This window comes from Bifidobacterium lemurum (assembly GCF_014898175.1).
GTDB classification, from domain to species: domain Bacteria; phylum Actinomycetota; class Actinomycetes; order Actinomycetales; family Bifidobacteriaceae; genus Bifidobacterium; species Bifidobacterium lemurum.
Window position 1 is genome coordinate 722,688 of the sequence record NZ_CP062948.1, and the last position, 19,414, is coordinate 742,101.

The following is a 19,414-nucleotide window of genomic DNA, read 5'->3' on the forward strand; positions in this document are numbered from 1 at the left end:
TCTCCGCCGGAACCCGACCGCACAAGCCCCAGCCGCGAACCGCGCCTTGAGGGACGGGGTGTCTCCCGCCCTTACGGAACGGGAATCCGGCCGCCAGCGGCTCACCGCGCCTGCGCGGCTAGCTCACGCAGACGGGCGGCGAAATTCGGCCAGTCGGTGCGCATGGCGGTCAGCAGTTTGCGGTTGGGCACGTCGTCGACCGGCACCCATTCGATCTCCATGCTTTCATCGTCGTTGGCCTTAGGCTCCACGCGGTGACCGGGCTTTTCGAACGCGAACACCGTGGTGTAGGCCCACGGGCCGTGGTCCTCGCGGTATGCGCCCACCACTTCGATGTCTTCCGGGGTGATGTTCGCCTCTTCGTAGGATTCGCGCAGCGCGCCTTCGATCGGATTCTCCCCGTCGGCGGTCGCGCCGCCCGGAATGCCCCAAGTGCCGCCTTCGGCGCTCCACATCGCGCGATGCTGCATCACCACATGGGTCACCTCGCCGCTGGCCTCGTCGCGGCGGGCCAACAGGATGCCGGACGCGCCGTTGGTTCCCCAATGCTTGCGGCCGCACGCGCACTCGATCCATCCGTCGCCGGGCTGGTGCACGTTCTCCTTCGGAGGGATGATGACGGCGTTTTTGGGGGTGCCGCCCAGTCCGTTTTGTTGCGCCGATTCGGCATGCGCCACGCCGCTGGCCTTGTCTTCGGGCTCTTTGACGCCGCGGCCCACATTCCACAGATCGGTCCAGGAGACGCCGAGTTCGGCGCACAGCCTGCGCGCCAACGGCAAGCTCAGGCCGATGATGCCGTGCGGGTCGCCTTCGATGCCGTCGATGAACGCGCCGCCGAAGCCTTCCAACGTAAAGGATCCGGCCACTTCCAACGGCTCGCCGGTGGCGATGTAGCGTTCGATGTCGTCATCCGTGTAGTCGCAGAAATGCACCTTCGCGTGACTGGTGCCGCGCGCCACACGGCCGGTGGCGAAGTCGATCAGGCAGTGGCCGGTCCACAATTCGCCGGTATGGCCGCGCATCGCGCGCAGACGTTCGCGGGCCACCTCCACGCTGTGCGGCTTGCCGTAGCATTCGCCGTTCATCAGGAACATCGAATCGCAGCCAAGAATCAGCGGACCGACCGCGCTACGCGACAATCCGGCCTGTTCTCCGACGATCACGCTGATCGGCTCGGTTTCGGTGGGGATGCTCACACCGGAGAAATCGCGTGTGGTGGCCACGGAGGCCTTCGAGTAATCGAGCTGCGGGCCGGCGAGGATGCTGGAAGGTTCAGCGTTCTTGGAGATGCCACCATCGGTATCGGTACCCGCACCCGCACCCGCATTGCCGCCGGCGTGCGCGACGTGCTCAGCGCCCTTGGAGTCATCGCCGTCGGCGGACATGCCGGCTTCGGCGACTTCCGCCGCCCGCAGCGGATATCCGGTCACACGCTCGCCATGGGCCGCGGCCGCGGTGGCGGCGACGTCCCGATATGCCTGATGCACGGCCTGCGCCTTGGCTTCGGCGAGAATCATCACACGCTGGTCGACGCTCAGATCAGCGACTGCGACGCCCGCCTCGCGCGCGGCGCGCTCCAATGCGGCCGGCTCGTCGACATGCGAGACCCGAATCGTCGGGCATACGCCGGCCGAGTTGAGCACATTGCGGCGCGGAACGGATTTCGAGGCAAGAATCAGCGGAACACTCATATCCGACACCTTATCAGCAGCCCACCGCTCATGTCGATGACAACCAGTTGGCACTTGGGGCCTCCAGTTGGCACCCGGATCGCTTGACCTTGCAGATGGCCGGTGGTGGGAATCTTGATTTCTCAAGCTTCTTCGCCGCCGGCCATTGCCGTGGCTCCAAGAGCGGGTGCCAACTGGAGGCCCCAAGTGCCAACTGGTTGCGGAGACGCTGAACGACGTCCTTCGTCATACCAAGCGATGACTGCGTCATACCGAGCGTAGTCGAGGCATCTCAGTCACGTCCCGCACGCGCAACAGTAACGCACGCCAAGCATTGGCTCCCGTCGAACGCCGATTCACGTCTCACACGCTCAACAGCACCGTCTAGGCACGCTCCACTTCGACGCCGCGGGCGTTGATGGGCAGGTGCAGCACGCGCCAGTGACCTGACGCAAGCTGTTCGGCGGCCACCTCGTCGATGGCCTCACGCGCGTCGCCGTAATGCAGCACCAGCACGCACGGCCCCGCGCCGGAGACGGCGGCCGCGTAGCCCTTGGCGCGGAAGGTTTCGATCAGTTCCCACGAGGGGGCCATCAACGGCGCGCGATACGGCTGGTGCAGCTTGTCCTGCGTGGCGCTGAACAGCAGCGCGTTCGCCTCGCGCGCGGCCCGCTCCAACGCTTCGGCGTTCTCGCCGTCGCCTGAGGTCTGGGCGAGCACGCGCGGATTCATCGCGGCCGGCAGCAAACCCACACGCGAGACGTTGTAGATCGCGTCACGGTAAGGCAGCTGCCCAGGCAGCGCCTGCCGCGCCTTTTCCGTGGAGAGTTCGTAGTCGGGCACGAACACGGCGGCCGTAACGGCTCCATCCACCGGATAGTTCACGGTGTGGAATCCGCCGTGCAGCGGCTCACCGCCGGGAATCGGCACGGAGCCGACGCCTTCGCCGGTTTCGAAATCCCACGAGACGGTGAGTCCTCCGTACACGGCCGGCGCCACATTGTCGGGGTGGCCCTCGATATTCGCGGCCAGCTCGAAAATGGCGTCGCGGTTGAGCTCACCGCTTTGCGCGAAGGCGGCCGCCGCCGCGATGCCCGCGACGATCGCCTCGGCGGACGATCCCATGCCGCGCGCCTGCGGAATATTGTTGGTCGCCTCCAACGTGAAGCCGAAACGACCAAGCCCGAAGGTGGAGCAGGCGCGCCGGAAGGTGGAGACCACCAGATGCGTCTCGTCGCGCGGCAGCGTGTCCTCGCCCTCGCCGTGGATGATCACATGCGCGCTCGTGTCGGCCGGGTCGTCGGACACCGTGAACACGAGTTCGTCGTGGTAGTCGAGCGCCAGACCGACGGTGTCGAAACCGGAGCCGAGGTTGGCGCTGGTGGCGGGCACGCGCACGGTGACGCGGTTGGTTACAGGTCGCATGGTTTCCTCACAGACATTGTTATGGCGGCGTTTTATTCCCATGGGACGCCCACTGGGGCGTTGTCGGTCACGGTTCGGTTTCATTCCCGCCGGGCGTTGACGAACACAATTCACAGCATTGCGCTCACGGAACGCCCACCGGGTCGGGGTCACGGTTCGCGGCTTCATTCCCACGGAACGCCCCACCGGAGCGTTCCGTCGGTCACGGCTCGCGGTTTGCCCGTCAGTCCATCACGCGCAGGATCGACGGCTCGCCGGTCACGCAGTCGAGCTGGCAGACGGCCTGCACGGTCTCGCGCAGCGTCACCTCGTCGGTCAGATGGGTCACCAGACGCAGCTGCTGAATCTCGCCGTCATAGCCCGGATCGGTCATGGTGGGCTTCAAATCCTGGTTCACGCCGTTAATGGACACGCCGTGGTCGGCGAATTCCTTGGCGATCGCGGCGAGCACGCCCGGCTTGTCGTGGATGAGGAAGCGCACGGCGAAGGCCGCCTTGGAGGCGTTGATCGGCGCCTTGGGCAGGTCCTTGTACAGCGGGATGGACGGGCCGGTGGTGCCGGCGGCGATGTGGCGCGCCACGGTGACCACGTCGCCCACCACGGCGGAGGCGGTGGGCGCGCCGCCCGCGCCGCGTCCGTAGAACATCAGGTCGTCGGCGGCCTCGGCCTTGACGAACACGGCGTTGAACGAGCCGCGCACGGAGGCGAGCGGATGCGATTCGTCGATCAGCGCCGGGTAGACGCGCGCGGAGACGCCGGCCTCGCCGTTCTCGACCACGGCGAGCAGCTTGATGACCTTGCCTTCGGCGGTGGCGGCGGCGATGTCGTCGGCGGTGATCTTGGTGATGCCCTCGACGGTCACGTCGTCGATGCCCACAGCGGTGTGGAAGCCGAGCGTGGCCATGATGGCGGCCTTGTTGGCGGCATCATAGCCTTCGATGTCGCCGGTCGGATCGGCTTCGGCGTACCCCTTGGCCTGGGCGTCCTTGAGCACGTCGTCGAATTGCAGGCCCTTGGTGGTCATCTCGTCGAGGATGTAGTTGGTGGTGCCGTTGACGATGCCGAGCATGCTGGTCACCTTGTCGCCCACAAGGGATTCGCGCAGGGGGCGCAGGAACGGGATCGCGCCGCCCACGGACGCCTCGAAGTAGATGTCGACGCCCTTGGCTTCGGCCGCGGCGTAGATCTCCGGGCCGTACTTGGCGAGCAGCGCCTTGTTGGCGGTCACGACGGACGCGCCGGATTCGATGGCGGCGAGCACGAAGGCGCGAGCCACGTTGGTGCCGCCGATGAGCTCGATGACGATGTCGGAATTGGTCGCCACATGCATGGTGTCGGTGGTGACGATGGACTTGTCGATCCACGGGAAGGGATCGGTTTCGGCCGGATCGAGGCAGGCGACGCCGGTCAGTTCGATCGGGCGTCCGACGCGGGCCGCGAGCTCGTCGCGCTGTTCGACGATAAGGCGGGCGGTCTGCGAGCCGACGGTGCCGGCGCCGAGCAGTCCTACACGGATCGGGGTTTCGTTCTCAAATGCCACAAGGGGTCCTTCCTTCGCATCCGGCGTTTACCTGGGCCATTCTACGGTCCGAATCCGACACGCCGTATATATAAGAACTCTAACAAAAATACAGCGCACCCCCATAACCCCCCGGAACCCAACTGCCCGTTACGTTAAGCGGCTCAAGGGATGTCTCGCCTCCAACACAAATCGGAAAGAATCTTAACGAATTGGATGACACGAGCCTTTCGGTGCCGTACCATTGTCAATTGAAGCGGTGCTGCTTGGCACGCCCGTCCGTTGAATCCAAAGGCGGAGGAGACGCGACGGACAGAGAGAAAGGTCATGCGAGAACAATTCACCGCTCATAACCCTCAAGAGGGAGGATTAGGAATGAAAGCATACGTTCAGCGGCTTGGTCGCGCGCTTATGCTGCCCGTTGCGTGCCTGCCTGCGGCTGCACTCTTCCTGGGCATCGGTTACTGGATCGACCCGAGCGGATGGGGCGGCAATAACGTCGTCGCCGCGTATCTGTGCAAGACGGGCTCCGCGATCCTCGACAACCTGGGTCTGCTGTTCGCCGTTGGCGTCGCCATCGGCATGGCCCGCGACAAGGACGGCGCCTCCGCGCTTTCCGGTCTCGTCGGCTTTATGACCGTCACCACGATCATGGGCTCCGCGAGCATGTTCCTCGGCTTCGACGCCGAAACCGTCGCCACTGAGAACCCGGCCTTCGCCGCCGGCGCCATCGGCAACAAGAACGTGTTCTTCGGCATCATGGTCGGCTGCGTGGCCGGCGCGCTCTACAACAGGTTCGGCAAGACGAAACTGCCCGACTTCCTGGCGTTCTTCTCCGGCCGCCGCTGCGTGCCGATCCTGACCGCCGCGATCATGTCGGTCATCTCGCTCATCCTGCTGTTCGTGTGGCCGGTCGTCTACAACGGCCTGGTCTGGTTCGGCGAGTCCCTGATGGGCATGGGTGCCGTGGGCGCCGCCATCTACGCGTTCTTCAACCGCCTGCTCATCCCGACCGGCCTGCACCACGCGCTGAACAACGTGTTCTGGTTCAACCTGGCCGGCATCGACGACATCACCAAGTTCTGGAACGGCGTCGGCGGCCTTGACGGCACCACCCCGGCGGCCCTCGCCACCGGCGGATTCCATCCGTGGGGCGTGTACGTCACCGGTATGTACCAGGCCGGCTTCTTCCCGATCATGATGTTCGGTCTGCCCGCGGGCGCGTTCGCCATCTACCGCTGCGCCAAGCCCGAGAACAAGAAGGCCGTCGGCTCCCTGATGCTGGCCGGTGGTCTCGCCGCCTTCCTCACCGGCGTGACCGAGCCGCTCGAGTTCTCCTTCATGTTCGCCGCCTTCCCGCTGTACGTGGTGCACGCGCTGCTCACCGCCCTGTCGGTGTTCATCGCCGCCGCCTTCCAGTGGATCGCAGGCTTCAACTTCTCCGCAGGCTTCATCGACTGGTTCCTGTCCCTGCGCGTGCCGCAGGCGAATATGCCGTGGATGCTGATCCTGCAGGGCATCGTCTTCGCCTTCATCTACTACTTCCTGTTCACCTTCCTGATCAAGAAGTTCGATATGAAGACCCCGGGCCGTGGCGATGACGACGACGCGGCGACCGCCGCCGTGGCCGGCATCATGGACACCGGCGCCGAGGAGAAGAAGCCCGCCGCCGCTCCCGCCGGCGACAAGTACGCCTCGCTCGCCAGCACGCTCTACAACGCGCTCGGCGGCAAGGAGAACGTCGTGGACATCGAGAACTGTGTGACCCGTCTGCGCATGGGCGTGCACGACACCTCGAAGGTCGATCTCGACGCCATCCGCAAGGCCGGTGTTCCGGGCGTCAAGGTGCTTGACGCGAAGAACATCCAGGTCGTGGTCGGCACCCAGGTGCAGGCCGTGGCCGACGCCATGGAGGAGATCCATCAGAAAGCCTGAGTGAGATAGGTTCAGTTCTCCGCGGCCGGGCCGAACGGATTTCGTATCCGATCCGCCCGGCCGTGGAATATCCCATCCCACCATCCGTACGCACACAGCCGAAAGGACCCATTCATGGCCGGCTTATTCTCTTCCCTGTTCCACCGCGACGACACGCCCGAAACCCCGGCGGCTCCCGCCGGCGAACCGGTCGTCGCCCCCGTAGACGGCGCGCTCAAGCCCGTCACCGAAGTGCCCGATGAGACCTTCGCCGCCAAGATCCTCGGCGATGGTTTCGCCGTCGTGCCGACCTCGGGCACGGTGCTCGCGCCGGTCGCCGGCACGGTGACCACCGTGGCGGACGCCAAGCACGCCGTGGGCATCACCACCCCCAGCGGAGTCGAAGTGCTGGTGCATATCGGCGTCGACACCGTGCAGCTGGGCGGCGCGCCGTTCGAGATGCTGGTCTCCCAAGGGCAGACGGTCACCGCCGGAGAGCCCGTCGAGAAGGTCGACCTCGAGGCGGTGAAGGCCGCCGGCAAGCCCACCGACGTGATCGTGGTGTTCACCAATCCGGACACCATCGCCGCGCTCGACCTCACCACGTCCGGCGATACCACCGCCGGCGCCGCGCTAGGCACGATGACCACCAAGTAGCCGCGTCTCGCTGCGAGACTACTCCCAGCGAAAGCCTGCTTCCATACGAAACGGGGTTCCTTCTCAGTTGAGAAGGAACCCCGTTTCGTCATCACGGACGGAGACCATCAGACCGCTTCACCCGTCATCCCGAGCGGAGCGCTCCTTTTTCTTGTCATCCTGAGCGGAGGGCGTAGCCCGTAGTCGAAGGATCTCACGCTTTTTGCTGGGGCCAAGGGCGTGAGATCCTTCGACTACGCTGCGCTCCGCTCAGGATGACGGAAGACGGAAACGCGCGTCTATTCGCTGACATCCAAAGCGAGCAGGTCGTCGACGGTCTGGCGGCGCAGCATGACATGCGCGTCGGCGTGCGAGACGGCGACGACGGCGGGGATCAGCGCCTGGTTGTAGTTGCTGGCCATCGTGCGGCCGTACGCGCCGGTGACCGGCACGGCGAGGATGTCGCCGCGCGTCACGTCGGCAGGCAGCCGCACCTCATGCACGACGATGTCGCCGGATTCGCAGTGCATGCCGACCACGCGCGCCAGCATCGTCTCGGCCGCCCCACGCCGGTTCGCGAGCCGCGCGGTGTAGTCGGCGCCGTACAGGGCCGGGCGGATGTTGTCGCTCATGCCGCCGTCGACGGAGACGTACACGCGCTCGTCGATCGGCTCGCCGGCGGCGTCGCGCGCGTCGGCCAGATGCACGTGCTTGACGGTGCCGACGCGGTACAGCGTCACGCCCGCGGGCGCGACGATCCAACGTCCCGGCTCGAAGCTGACGGCCGGCATGGGCATGCCGAGCGCGCGGTTCGTCGCCAGCACGGCCTCGGCCAGACGTTTGAGCTCGGCCTCGACGTCCATACGGTCCTCGCCGTCCGTGTAGGCCACGGAGTAGCCGCCGCCGAGATCCACCTCGGGCAGCGTGTAGGCGTCGGTCGCGTAGAAGGTTTTGCGCAGCAGCATCATGCGCTTGGCGGCTTGGATGAACGCGTCGGCCTCGTGGATATTGGAGCCGATATGCGAGTGGATGCCCACAAGCTCCAGATCGGCCTGCCGCGCGAGGATGTCCTTGAGCACGGCGAGCGCCGGTCCGTCGGCCACGGTCTCCATGGCGGCGGCGAGGGCGCGGTCGGACTCGGGGATCTCCTCATGGCTCAGGTCGTACGGGTATTTCACGTCGTACTGCAGTTCGCGCGCGCCGGAATCCCGCGAGGTCGAATCTCCCTGTCGGGCGGCGTGCGCGGAGTCGGACGATTCGGCGGACTGCCCGGCGGCGGAACCATCCGCTTCTCCGCTCGCGACCCCACTCGCGACGACACCCGTGGTCTGGGCAAGCCGCGCATTGGCCACGGCGGGCGTGATTCCCGCCAGATCGTCGAGCACGTCGAGCACGCCCGCGTCGGCACCGGCGGCCAGCAGCGGCACGCCGAATTTCTGGTCCTCATGCGCGGTGGAGATGTATTCGTGTCCGCCCGCGTGGATGCCGGCGGTGACGCGCAGCATCACGCGCGCGCGTCTGCCGAGCGAACGGGCGATGCGGGCGATGCGTTCGGGCTCGTCGGGCTCGTCGACCACGATTTTCGCGAATCCCTCTTCGATGGCGAGCGCGATCTCCTCGTCGGATTTGTTGTTGCCGTGCAGCACGAGACGGCGGCCGGGCACACCGGCGGCGAGGGCGATGCGCATCTCGCCCATGGTGCAGGTGTCGACGAGCATGCCCGCTTCGGTGACGATGCGCGCGATCTCTTTGCTCAGGAACGCTTTGCCGGCGAAGCTCACATGCGTGGTCGAGGTGGTGAAGGCGTCAGCCGCGGCGCGCACGAAGCGGCGGGCGCGGACGGCTACCTCGTCGGTGTCGATGAGGTAGAGCGGCGAGCCGAATTCATCAAGCAGGCTGGAGGCTGTGCGGCCATGGAAAGTCAGTTCGCCGGTTTCATTCACGGCCGTGGCTTCGGGCCAGATGGGGGTGATGGGCATGTCTTCGGTCCTTCCTGCGTTCTCTTGCGCTCTTCAGTGGGACGATTACGGCATCGCCGCGGACGGTTGGGACCGTTGCCCGCGGCGACGTTCGAAGGTTGTTGGCTGGCGGTGGTCCGCCGTCACATCTTTTCCGGCGCTTCGACGCCGAGCAGATCAAGCCCGGCCGCGATGACGGTCTGGACCGCGTCGTTGAGCTTGAGTCGGGCGGCGGCGCGGGCCGGTTCGGGATTCTTGGCGATGCGCAGCGCCTCACGTTCGGCCTCGGCCAGGCGTTCCTCGGGTTCGGTCAGGGCCATCGGCACGACGCGCTCGACGTTGTACCACTTGTGGTAGGCGGCGGCCAGATCCTCGAGGTAGTGGGCCACGCGGTGCGGGGCGCGCTTGTCGCCGGCTTCGCGCAGCACGGCGGGCCATTGGGCGAGCGCGGCGAGCACCTCGCCGTCGGCTTCGGTGTCGAGCAGGGACAGGTCGGCCACGTCGGCGCTCACGCCGGCGGCGGCCGCGTTGCGGTCCACGTTGCAGGAGCGGGCGTGCGCGTACTGCACGTAGTACACCGGGTTTTCGTTGGTGTGGCTGGCGAGCAGGTTCAGGTCGATGTCGACCGGCGAATTGTAGTCGGTGCGGGCCAGCGAGTAGCGGGCGGCGTCCACGCCGACGGCCTCGACGAGGTCGTCCAGGGTCACGACGTTGCCGGCGCGCTTGGACATGCGCACGGCCTTGCCGTCCTTCATCACGTTGACGAGCTGGCCGATGAGGATCTGCATGTTCTTGCCCGGCTCGTCGCCGAAGGCGGCGCACATGGCCATCATGCGGCCGATGTAGCCGTGGTGGTCGGCGCCGAGCATGTAGATCGCCACGTCGGCCGGATCGTTCTCGCGCTTGCGCTTGTTGCGGTAGTAGGCGATGTCGGCGGCGAAGTAGGCGTATTCGCCGTTGGATTTCAGAATCACGCGGTCCTTGTCGTCGCCGTGCTTGGTGGATTCGAACCAGGTGGCGCCGTCCTTCTCGTAGATGTCGCCGCGCTCGCGCAGGTCGTCGATGGCGCGCTCCACCTCGCCGGCCTCGTACAGGCTGTTCTCATGGAACCACACGTCGAAGCGCACGCGGAAGTCCTTCATGGACTTGCGGATCTCGTCGAACATCATCGGCACGGCGCGTTTGCGGAACTCCTCACGCAGGGCGGAGTCGCCCTCGCCGACGGGCAGGCCGTCGTCGTCCAGGCCGCCGTCGCTGTGTTCGAGCGCGGTGAGTTCCACGCCGTCGGCCTTGGCCTCCTCCTGCACGCGGGCGGCGATCTCGTTGATGTAGGCGCCCTTGTAGCCGTCGCCGGGGGTTTCGGTGTTGTAGCCGAGCGCGCCGAGGTCGTTGTCGTGCGCCCAGGCGGCGACCAGCGACTTGGCGAAGCGGTTGATCTGCTCGCCGTGGTCGTTGAAGTAGTATTCGCGCACGACCTTGGCGCCGTTGGCCTCGAGCACGCGGGCCATCGAATCGCCGACGGCCGCCCAGCGGGTGCCGCCGATGTGGATCGGGCCGGTGGGGTTGGCGGAGACGAACTCGAGATTGAGCGTCTCGCCTCCCAGATGGTCGTTCTTGCCGAAGGCCTGGCCGGCCTCGAGCACGGAATCCACCACGGCGGCGGCCGAGGCGGAGTCGAGGGTGATGTTGATGAAGCCGGGACCGGCCACCTCGACGGACTTGATGCCGGGGTCGGCGGTCAGTTCGGCGGCGAAAAGCTCGGCCAGATCATGGGGCTTCATGCCGGCTTTTTTGGCCAGCTGCATGGCGATGTTGGAGGCCCAGTCGCCGTGCGCGCGATCCTTGGGGCGCATGACGGCGAGCTTGTCGACCGGGGGGATGAGGTCGTCGGTGAGCTGGCCGGCCTGTCCGGCGGCGACCAGGTTGTGGGCAATCGTGGAAATCAGTGCACTTAACGCTTCAGGACTCATTCTCCCCAGTCTACCGAGACAAGCGACACCGCCGCTCCGACCGCCCGCCCGTTGTGCCCGCCAACCCAACCCATCACAGCCAGCGTCACAAATTACGCGGCAAAAGGCGGATTTCCACAAATTCCGCCGCTGAGTTTCAGTCAACGGCATGTTTTACGCGGCAAACAGGGGACTTCCGTAATTTGCGACACTGACGAATGCCCAGCGTCGCATTTTACGGAAGTTCCCCATCTGCCATGTAATTTACGACGCTGAGCATTCGTCAGCGTCGTAAATTACACGACATACCGACCGTCGGTATGTATAATGAGATCAAACGTCAACAAAAACGAAGCGCATCCATAGGAGCGAGGAACATGGCACGCAACGCGCATCCCGAAGTCACACGACGCCGCATTCTCGACGCCGCGCAGAAGCTGTTCTTCACCAAGGGCTACGAGCACACCACCATGCGCGACATCCTCGATGAGCTTGGCGACCTTTCCAAAGGCGCGATCTACCACCATTTCGCCTCCAAAGAGACGATCCTCGACGCCTTGTGCGAGGAGGACGGCCAGCGCATGAAGGCCTCCCCCATCCGCAATGACGACTCGCTGGACGGCCTGCACAAAATGCGCGCGCTGATCGCCAACTCGGTGGCGAACATGCCGCATATGCGACTGATGGGCGAGGCCTACCCCACTCTGGAGGACCCCACGACACTGGCCGCCAACCTCAGGGCATGGCGCACCACCGTGGCCGACATGTTCCTCGAACTGATCGACGCGGGAATCGAGGACGGCTCGATCACCACCGATTATCCGCGCGAGGCGGCGGAGATCATCTCGTTGCTCACCAACTACTGGCTGGCGCCGACGTTCTACCCGGGCACGCAGGCTGAACTGCGGCATCGCGTCAAAGCGCTCGCCCTGATGTGCGATTCGCTTGGCGTGCCGCTGCTCACCGACGAACTCTCCGACCAGCTCGCCGACGGCTACGCGGCGTTCCTCAGCGTGGACGAATCACACACCGGCGAAGCAACGCAGCGGTCTGGCGATGACGGATCGGCGGCGCAATAAACGTCCCACGTCCCGACCGCACCCATACAGATAACCCGCAGCCGATAATCCACAACCGATACCACCATCACGATCACCCGGCCATAACCATGGCCATTATTCATACCGTCGGTCGGTATGTAAGGAGGCAGCCATGAACCGCGATTCCGCACATCCCACAGAAAGTCGTAATATCCGCGACAGCCTTAACAGGTATGCAGCCCACAGCACCCGCATCTGTCACGACGGTCACGACAATCGCAACCATCGCAACAGCAATCGAAACAACACCAGCCCGCTGCGCTCGCGCGATTTCGTGCTGCTGGTCGCGGGCCAAGGCATCTCGTTGTTCGGCAATATGACGCTGCGATTCGCCATGTCGATGTGGGTGCTCGACGAAACCGGCTCGGCCACCGCCTTCGCCACCGTGCTGGCCGTCTCCATCGTGCCGACGATTCTGCTCTCCCCTCTCGGCGGCGTGCTCGCCGACCGCGTCAACCGACGCACCATCATGGTGGCGCTCGACGCGGCCTCCGGCGCGCTGGTGCTGGCGTGCGCGCTGGTGTTCGCGGCGCTCGGCTTCAACATCGCCGCCGTGGCCGCCATGCAGATATTGCTCGCGGTGCTCGGCGCGTTCGAAACCCCGACCGTGCAGGCCGCGCTCCCCCAACTGCTACGTGGACAAGACTCCGGCACGCTGCGCCAAGGCATGGCCGTCGTCAACCAGGTGCAGCAGCTCGCCTCGCTGCTGCCCAGCTTTCTCGGCGGCGTGCTGTATTCATTCTTCGGCATCCACCTGATGATGTGCATCGCCGTCGCGAGCTTCGTCCTCGCCGCCGCGCTCGAATGCTTCATCCGCCTCGGCAACCCGCGCGGCGCCGCCGATGCGGCAGTCACGGACGCGACAACCACGCACATGACAGCCACAGGCACCGCGGCCGAAGCCGCCAACCATGCCGAATCCGCCAATCTCCTCAATCAGACCAATCTCCCTGTTCAGCCCGACCAAACCGACCAAACCATTCCAGACGGAACTGCTCCAAACGTCACCGTCATGAACACCCCACTGCCCTCGGTGCTTGACGACCTCAAGGCCGGCGTGCGCTTCCTCATATACGAACGACCGAACATCCTCAAACTCATGATGTTCGCCGCCATACTCAACTTCGTCGTCGCTGGCTATTCGGCGGTCGGATTCCCTTACATCATCCGCACCGTGCTCGGCTTCGACGCCACCGTCTACGGATTCAGCGACGGAATACTCGGCGTGGCGGGCGTGGCAGGCGCGTTCATCGCCGGCACTGTCGCGGCCAGACTCACCATCGACCATATGGCCCCGTCGCTGTACGCGCTGGCCCTCGCCCTGATCCCGCAGGGCATCGCCTTCGTGCTGCCGATCGGCAACTGGGCGAAACTCGCGGTTCTGGTCGCATTCAGCTGCGCCGTGGTGATCGCCTGCAGCTTCACCAATCTCATCGCCATCCCCGCCATCCAACTGCGCACACCGCAGGAGATGACCGGCAAGGTGATGTCGCTGGCCAGTTCGCTAGCCATGTGCGCGCAGCCACTCGGCCAGATGCTGTACGGCTGGGCCTACGACCGGTTCCCGGTCGCGGCCGTGCTGCTCGTCTCCGGTCTGGCCATGATCGCGCTGACCCTCATCGGCACCCCGATCTTCCACCATTTCGACGACTGAGTCGGGAGAACGTTTCAACCCCGCCACATCGCCTCGCGTAAAACCTATCGCTGACGCACACTCAGTGAATGTTTTTACACGGCAAACGGCGGACTTCCGTAAAAAACGCCGCTGATTGCGAGTCAGCGGCGTTTTTTACGGAGGTCGGGCGATGTCCGCGTAATTTGCGTCGCTGACTAAAACTCAGCGACAGCTTTTACGCGAGCGACTTCAAGACCCAAGAATCAGTCGACTTCGGCACCGAGGGCGGCGAGCTTGCCGCGGAAGTCGGCGTAGCCGCGGTCGATCAGGGAGATGCCGCGCACATTCGACGGGCCGGAGGCCGTCAGCGCCGCGATCAGATGGCTGAAGCCGCCGCGCAGATCCGGCACCTCGATATCGCGTCCGGTCAGCGGCGTGGGGCCGAAGATCACCGCGGAATGCTTGTAGTTGCGCTGTTGGAAGCGGCAGGGCAGGGATCCCAGGCATTCGCGGTACAGCTGGATCGTCGCGCCCATCTGCACCAGCGGCTTGGTGAATCCGAATCGGTTCTCGTACACGGTTTCATGCACGATCGACAGGCCGTTCGCCTGGGTGAGCGCCACCACCAGCGGCTGCTGCCAATCGGTCATGAAGCCGGGATGCACGTCGGTTTCGATGGCCACGGGCTTCAGGTCGCCGCCCGGATGCCAGAATCGGATGCCCTTGTCCGTGATGTCGAATTCGCCGCCGATTTTGCGGAACACGTTCAGGAAGGTCATCATCTCGGGCTGCGTGGCACCCTTGACGAAGATGTCGCCATGCGTGGCCAGCGCCGCCGAAGCCCAGGACGCGGCCTCGATGCGGTCGGTGAGCGCGGTGTGCGTGTAGCCCTTGAGCTCCTTGACGCCTTCGATACGGAAGGTGCGGTCCACGTCCACGGAGATGATCGCGCCCATCTTCTGCAGCACGGCCACCAGATCCATGATCTCCGGCTCGGTCGCGGCACCGGACAGTTCGGTTTTGCCTTTGGCGAGCACCGCGGCGAGCAGCGTCTGCTCGGTCGCGCCCACGGAGGGGTACGGCAGGTGGATCTTCGCGCCGGTCAAGCCGTTCGGCGCGGTGATGTGGATGCCGTCCTTATGCTCCTTGTCCACGTTCGCGCCCAGCTTGCGCAGCGTCTCCAGATGGAAGTCGATCGGTCGGCCGCCGATGTTGCAGCCGCCCAACGCCGGAATGAACGCCTCGCCCAAACGGTGCAGCAGCGGTCCGGAGAACAGGATCGGAATGCGGGAGGAGCCCGAGAGCGTATCCACGTCGGCGACATCGGCCAACTGCACGTTCGTCGCGTTGATGGTGACGATGCCCTTGTCTCCGTTCACGTCCACGTCAACGCCGTGCAGGCGCAGCAGGTCCGACACCACATGCACGTCGCGGATCTCCGGCACGTTCTTCAACACCGATGTGCCCGGAGCCAGCAACGCGGCCACCATCGCCTTGCTCACGAAATTCTTCGCGCCACGCACCTTGATCTTGCCGTTCAGCGGCTTGCCGCCCACCACATGCAGCACGTCATTTTCGTTCTCGACCACAGCTACCTCTTTCGACTCTCGGGCTTTCGCGAAAACACTGGTTCTCAGTTTGCCATATCGCATGTGTTAGCCCCGTGAAATGCGCCATCGGATGAACCTTTTGAGGATATTCCGGGCGTTTCGAGCCGCCACCCGCAGTGGAACATCCCTCCTTTCATCGCCCCAAGCGCAGCACCTGCCGTCATCCAGAGCGGAGCGAAGCGGAGACGCAAGAATCTCAGTGCGGCAAAGGCTCTCAGATCCCTCGACTGCGCTCGGGATGACGATGGGGACGGAAAAGGGATGACGATGGGGAAACGGAAAAGGAACGACAAGGATGCGAAATAGCCCACAACGTCGGTGGGAGGGATGATCCGCTCGGAATAAGAACGGGAACCGGACGGCGGGGCGTCGGACTAGCGGGAGGCTTTGATGCGGCGGGCGAGCGTCGCATCCCACATGGCGCCGGTTGCGGACATGACGGCGTTCGCGCCGACCTTCCGATAGGCGTCGTAGTCTTCGGGTTCGATGACTCCGCCCACGCCGACGATCGCGAAGTCCAGTCCGAGACGTTCGCGGATCGCGGCGAGACGCCCCACCATGTCGAGTCCGGCGCCGCGGATCGCGTTGCCGCACACGCCGGAACGCTCACGTCCCGCGCCGGGCAGCGCCTGATTGCCGTCGGCGTCGACCAGACGCGCGGAGATGGTGTTGATCGTCGAGAACCCCTGCACACGGCCACGCGCGGCGGTTTCGCACACCATGGTCTCCAAAGCGCCGTCGTCGGGGATGTAGGCGAGTTTGATGACCAACGGCCGCTCGCCGATTTCATTCTTCACGGCTTCGGTGATGCGCCCGACCAGTTGCGGATCATGGCACAGCAACCGGTTGTGCCCTTCGTTCGGACAGCTCGTGTTCATCTCCATCAGTCCCGCGCCGGTCTCGCACACCAGCCGGGCGGTCGTGACATGGTCGGCGATGTACGCGGCCTCATCCATCCCCTCGACGCGCGATCCCTGGAAGCTCGGCACCAGCAGTTGCCCCGTCCCGGCGGCGGCGATGGCCTTGCGCATATCCGGCTGCCATTCGTCGGGATCGCGGCTGGGCACGCCGAAGGAGTTCGAAATGGAGATCGGCAGCTCGTAATTGGTGTCGGCGAGCACGCCTTCGTCCAATTCCGCCGACCCCGGCGTCAGCGAGCCATCGGCCGAACGCGGATGCACGGCCAGCACGTTCGGAAAGGCGTTGCAGCCCCACGCCCGCGAGCGCACGGTTTTGTAGACGGCCAGATCGAAGCCCATGAGAAACGCGGCCGTGGTGAACTTCTCGTTGAGCAGGGGCCCCGCGGGGATGCCGAACGGCAGGTTCACGGGGAAGCCGAGGAACGATTCGGCGGGCATGCCAACTGCATCCGCGTCACCGCCCTGCGTTTCAGAAACCTGCGTTTCCAAAACTGGCATGACGGCCGAAACGTTGGAACCGTCGGTATCGGCGGATGCTCCGGATCCGGCCCGGATTCCCGCCTCTTCCCCTTGTCCGGCGAGCGCTTCGGCGAACGCGCCGAACGGCCCGCGCCGGTAGTTGTCCTCATAGGTCAGATTGACGTCATAAAACGGCTGAAAATCGCTCATAGTGGTGTCCCAAAGTCAGTCGGTTCCGTTGCTTCCACGATACGTCAGCCACGCAACAAACCGACCCGTGACGCGCCCCGCGTCAGCCCGCCCGCATGGGTGGCGATCCGGCGCTCATGCCGCCACCGCTCCGGCAAACGGAAACAGCACGACCGCGCGTATGGCACGGTGGCGTTCGCGAAGCGGCAGGAAAAACAAGGATCGGCCAGTGCTCATACCGCCACCATACGTCTCGTTTGCATAAGCTGACGGCGCTTGTGAGCATACGTCGAATCCAACGCGCCGCCAGTACACTGGAGCGTATGAGTGAAGCGAAGGGAGCGACCGCCCTGCCGGTTCCGGTGGCGGCGGTGGACAACGACCGTATGGCGCTGCTGGCGATCAAGGGGATTCTGCCGCAGCTGCTGCCCGGCGCGCAGTGGATGTGGGGCGCGGCCGCCGCGCAGGAGGCCATCGCCAAGGCGCTCGATCCCGACACCCGTCCCCGTCTGCTGATGGTGGATATGTCGCTGGGCGAGTCGACCGGCGTGAGCGTGTGCCGCAAGATCCGCGCCCGCACCAGTCGCGTGCGCCTGCTGGCGATCACCGCTTTCGCAACGAACACCTATGCCGAGCAGGTCGCCGAGGCCGGCGCGCAAGGCATCGCGTCCAAAGCGGATGTTCCGCAGCTCGCCCAAGCGCTGCGTGCGGTCGCGTCAGGAGGCGTCTTCAATCCGGATCCCACGCGTCCGGCCACGTTCCTCACCGCCGAGCGCGCGCACGAGCGGCTGACGCACGGCCCATCCGCAGGGCGGTCCGATTCGGCGGATGCCGGATCGTTCGACGATGCGCGGGAGGCCGCCGCCCCCAAGTTGGGCGCGAAGGAAGCGGAGACGCTGCATCTGCTGTCGCGCGGCATGTCGTACGAGCAGATCGCCGCGCAGTGGGGCGTCGCCACGTCGACCGTGCGTACGCACGCGCACCGTGCGGTGGACAAGCTGGGCGCGAACTCGCTCGCCCACGCCATCGCTATCTGGTTGGAATCCGGGCGTTGAGAATCCACACGCCGTCCTGCACGCCGGTGGCGAGCATGCCGCCCAGCGACTCGACGGCCGTGCGGTGCAGCGACAGCCCCCGACCGTGGCGGATGCCGCGCAATACCGCGGGTTTGCGCGAAATCGGATTGGTCGCGGTGATGCGGATCACGTCGCCATCGAGATCGACGGCGACGCCGTAGCCGTCCCCTCCTTCGACGGGCGGGCAATGGCGCACGATATTCGCATAGGATTCCTCAAGCAGCGCCATCACCGTCTCGCGTAGAGAATCGTCCGTCTCCACGTCGGCGTGCAAGTCGCCCTCGATATGCGACGAGCCGACGAAGCCCAGCATATGCAGCAGTCGGTCCTGCTCATCCATGAGATTCTCGATGGCGACGTCCAACGCGGGCGCTTCGGCGGCGGGGCGCGGCGGATCCAGTTCACGTTTGCCGTTGAGGATGTCGATGACCTCGTGCACGCGGTTGAGCGCGTGATGCGAGCGTTCGTAGATCGCGTCGAGGATCTGCGTGTCGTCTTCGACGCCTTTGGCGCGCCAGGTGAGCATCGCGATGGTGGACATATCATTGGCCACCGAATCGTGAATCATATGGGCGATCTCCTGCTCGCGGGTGATGCGCCCGAGCATCGCCTCCTCGCGGGCGAGCCGGGCGTTGGCCGTCGCGTTCGAGCTGAACGAATAGCCCAGAATCACGGCGAATCCGCTGACCATCATGGAGATAAGCGTTCCGCTGACCATCAAAGCCAACGGCCCGGGCTGATCGGCCGCGTTCGGCGGCGGCACCGTACCCATCTCGCGCCCCGCATCGATCCACCCCTGCACGAAGCCGCGTACGCCGCTCACCGCCGCGCTGTGCGCGCCGAAGTACACGGAACAGACGGTTTCCACCAGCGCATACACAACCACCACCGCGGCGCTGACCCATCCGGAAAGCGCATAGCCGATCGCGATGAACAGGCAGAAGGAGACGATCACCACGCCGACATCCATCGGCGACGTGCCGCTCATCCAAGTCGCCGCAAGACATAGCGGCAAACCGGCCGGCCCCACCACCTGCGGCATATACGGCAGGGCCGCAAGCAATGCGATGCCGGCGAGCATTCCCAGCATGTCGCCGGGGGTTTTCGGCGGGGCGAGCGCCATCAGCGGCAGCATCGCCACGATGCCGACCGCGCATGCGTTGGAGAGGAGGCCCGTCTCGCGCCACCATCGTTTCAGCCGTCGCCAGCCGTCCGCCACACGCACATCCATGTCCGGCCTCCTGTTCTTGCGGACCGTTCTTGCGGACCGTCCGCCCGCCCCTCCCACCTTATCCGCAGGATCGTCCGCGAACCCACGCTGTCCACGCACGTGTACAACCGCATGCGTTTCCGCCCCGCCAACGTTTGCGGCCG

General features: G+C 65.3%; 13 protein-coding genes. 5 read left to right on the forward strand and 8 right to left on the reverse strand.

Features of this window, described 5'->3' with window-relative positions; translation table 11 throughout:
• Positions 1-101 precede the first annotated feature (101 nt).
• The 3 genes from BL8807_RS02775 to BL8807_RS02785 all read right to left on the reverse strand — a co-directional run bounded on the left by BL8807_RS02775 (position 102) and on the right by BL8807_RS02785 (position 4,635).
• The gene (locus BL8807_RS02775) at positions 102-1,691 is read right to left on the reverse strand and encodes a Maf family protein (RefSeq protein WP_072726341.1); all 1,590 of its coding nucleotides are present in this window, start codon (positions 1,689-1,691) and stop codon (positions 102-104) included.
• Between the two features lie 363 nt (positions 1,692-2,054).
• The gene (gene thrB, locus BL8807_RS02780; protein WP_072726339.1) at positions 2,055-3,095 is read right to left on the reverse strand and encodes a homoserine kinase; all 1,041 of its coding nucleotides are present in this window, start codon (positions 3,093-3,095) and stop codon (positions 2,055-2,057) included.
• Positions 3,096-3,318: 223 nt separating this feature from the next.
• The gene (locus BL8807_RS02785; RefSeq protein WP_072726337.1) at positions 3,319-4,635 is read right to left on the reverse strand and encodes a homoserine dehydrogenase; all 1,317 of its coding nucleotides are present in this window, start codon (positions 4,633-4,635) and stop codon (positions 3,319-3,321) included.
• Positions 4,636-4,989: 354 nt separating this feature from the next.
• Here BL8807_RS02785 and nagE point away from each other — a divergent pair, with 354 nt between their 5' ends.
• Positions 4,990-6,549, forward strand: coding sequence for an N-acetylglucosamine-specific PTS transporter subunit IIBC (gene nagE, locus BL8807_RS02790; protein ID WP_072726335.1), 1,560 nt, complete (start codon positions 4,990-4,992; stop codon positions 6,547-6,549).
• 114 nt (positions 6,550-6,663) lie between these two features.
• Positions 6,664-7,185 (forward strand): PTS sugar transporter subunit IIA, encoded by a 522-nt coding sequence (locus tag BL8807_RS02795; protein WP_072726332.1) that lies wholly within the window; start codon positions 6,664-6,666, stop codon positions 7,183-7,185.
• 278 nt (positions 7,186-7,463) lie between these two features.
• On the opposite strand, the gene BL8807_RS02800 is transcribed toward BL8807_RS02795, so the two are convergent.
• A complete protein-coding gene (locus tag BL8807_RS02800; RefSeq protein WP_072726317.1) occupies positions 7,464-9,143 on the reverse strand; it encodes a diaminopimelate decarboxylase family protein in 1,680 nt (559 codons plus the stop codon).
• 122 nt (positions 9,144-9,265) lie between these two features.
• Entirely contained in the window at positions 9,266-11,092 is a 1,827-nt protein-coding gene (argS, locus tag BL8807_RS02805; RefSeq protein WP_072726315.1) for an arginine--tRNA ligase, read from the reverse strand.
• A gap of 356 nt (positions 11,093-11,448) precedes the next feature.
• Here argS and BL8807_RS02810 point away from each other — a divergent pair, with 356 nt between their 5' ends.
• Together BL8807_RS02810 and BL8807_RS02815 are read left to right on the forward strand one after the other, a co-directional pair.
• The gene (locus tag BL8807_RS02810; protein ID WP_072726313.1) at positions 11,449-12,150 is read left to right on the forward strand and encodes a TetR/AcrR family transcriptional regulator; all 702 of its coding nucleotides are present in this window, start codon (positions 11,449-11,451) and stop codon (positions 12,148-12,150) included.
• 133 nt (positions 12,151-12,283) lie between these two features.
• Positions 12,284-13,825: an MFS transporter gene (locus tag BL8807_RS02815; RefSeq protein WP_083570248.1), complete on the forward strand. Its 1,542-nt coding sequence runs from the start codon at positions 12,284-12,286 to the stop codon at positions 13,823-13,825.
• 224 nt (positions 13,826-14,049) lie between these two features.
• On the opposite strand, the gene murA is transcribed toward BL8807_RS02815, so the two are convergent.
• Together murA and BL8807_RS02825 are read right to left on the reverse strand one after the other, a co-directional pair.
• Complete coding sequence (murA, locus tag BL8807_RS02820) at positions 14,050-15,375, reverse strand: UDP-N-acetylglucosamine 1-carboxyvinyltransferase (RefSeq protein ID WP_072726311.1); 1,326 nt, start codon at positions 15,373-15,375, stop codon at positions 14,050-14,052.
• Positions 15,376-15,770: 395 nt separating this feature from the next.
• A complete protein-coding gene (locus tag BL8807_RS02825) occupies positions 15,771-16,985 on the reverse strand; it encodes a beta/alpha barrel domain-containing protein (protein WP_072726309.1) in 1,215 nt (404 codons plus the stop codon).
• 302 nt (positions 16,986-17,287) lie between these two features.
• Between BL8807_RS02825 and BL8807_RS02830 the strand changes: the two genes are divergently transcribed.
• Positions 17,288-18,019 carry a helix-turn-helix transcriptional regulator gene (locus BL8807_RS02830; RefSeq protein WP_072726307.1) on the forward strand — a complete coding sequence of 244 codons (732 nt, stop codon included), beginning with the start codon at positions 17,288-17,290 and terminating at the stop codon, positions 18,017-18,019.
• Here the strand turns inward: BL8807_RS02830 and BL8807_RS02835 are convergent.
• Positions 17,994-19,271 (reverse strand): sensor histidine kinase, encoded by a 1,278-nt coding sequence (locus tag BL8807_RS02835; protein ID WP_072726305.1) that lies wholly within the window; start codon positions 19,269-19,271, stop codon positions 17,994-17,996. The two genes, BL8807_RS02830 and BL8807_RS02835, sit on opposite strands and share 26 nt — an antisense overlap.
• Positions 19,272-19,414 lie beyond the last annotated feature (143 nt).

Bases quoted from the DNA above. Each gene is read 5' to 3' on its own strand.
- BL8807_RS02795 (WP_072726332.1), top strand. From the start codon at position 6,664: ATGGCCGGCTTATTCTCTTCCCTGTTCCACCGCGACGACACGCCCGAA.
- thrB (WP_072726339.1), bottom strand. From the start codon at position 3,095: ATGCGACCTGTAACCAACCGCGTCACCGTGCGCGTGCCCGCCACCAGC.
- argS (WP_072726315.1), bottom strand. From the start codon at position 11,092: ATGAGTCCTGAAGCGTTAAGTGCACTGATTTCCACGATTGCCCACAAC.
- nagE (WP_072726335.1), top strand. From the start codon at position 4,990: ATGAAAGCATACGTTCAGCGGCTTGGTCGCGCGCTTATGCTGCCCGTT.
- BL8807_RS02810 (WP_072726313.1), top strand. From the start codon at position 11,449: ATGGCACGCAACGCGCATCCCGAAGTCACACGACGCCGCATTCTCGAC.
- BL8807_RS02775 (WP_072726341.1), bottom strand. From the start codon at position 1,691: ATGAGTGTTCCGCTGATTCTTGCCTCGAAATCCGTTCCGCGCCGCAAT.
- BL8807_RS02800 (WP_072726317.1), bottom strand. From the start codon at position 9,143: ATGCCCATCACCCCCATCTGGCCCGAAGCCACGGCCGTGAATGAAACC.
- BL8807_RS02825 (WP_072726309.1), bottom strand. From the start codon at position 16,985: ATGAGCGATTTTCAGCCGTTTTATGACGTCAATCTGACCTATGAGGAC.
- BL8807_RS02815 (WP_083570248.1), top strand. From the start codon at position 12,284: ATGAACCGCGATTCCGCACATCCCACAGAAAGTCGTAATATCCGCGAC.
- BL8807_RS02830 (WP_072726307.1), top strand. From the start codon at position 17,288: ATGAGTGAAGCGAAGGGAGCGACCGCCCTGCCGGTTCCGGTGGCGGCG.
- BL8807_RS02835 (WP_072726305.1), bottom strand. From the start codon at position 19,271: ATGGATGTGCGTGTGGCGGACGGCTGGCGACGGCTGAAACGATGGTGG.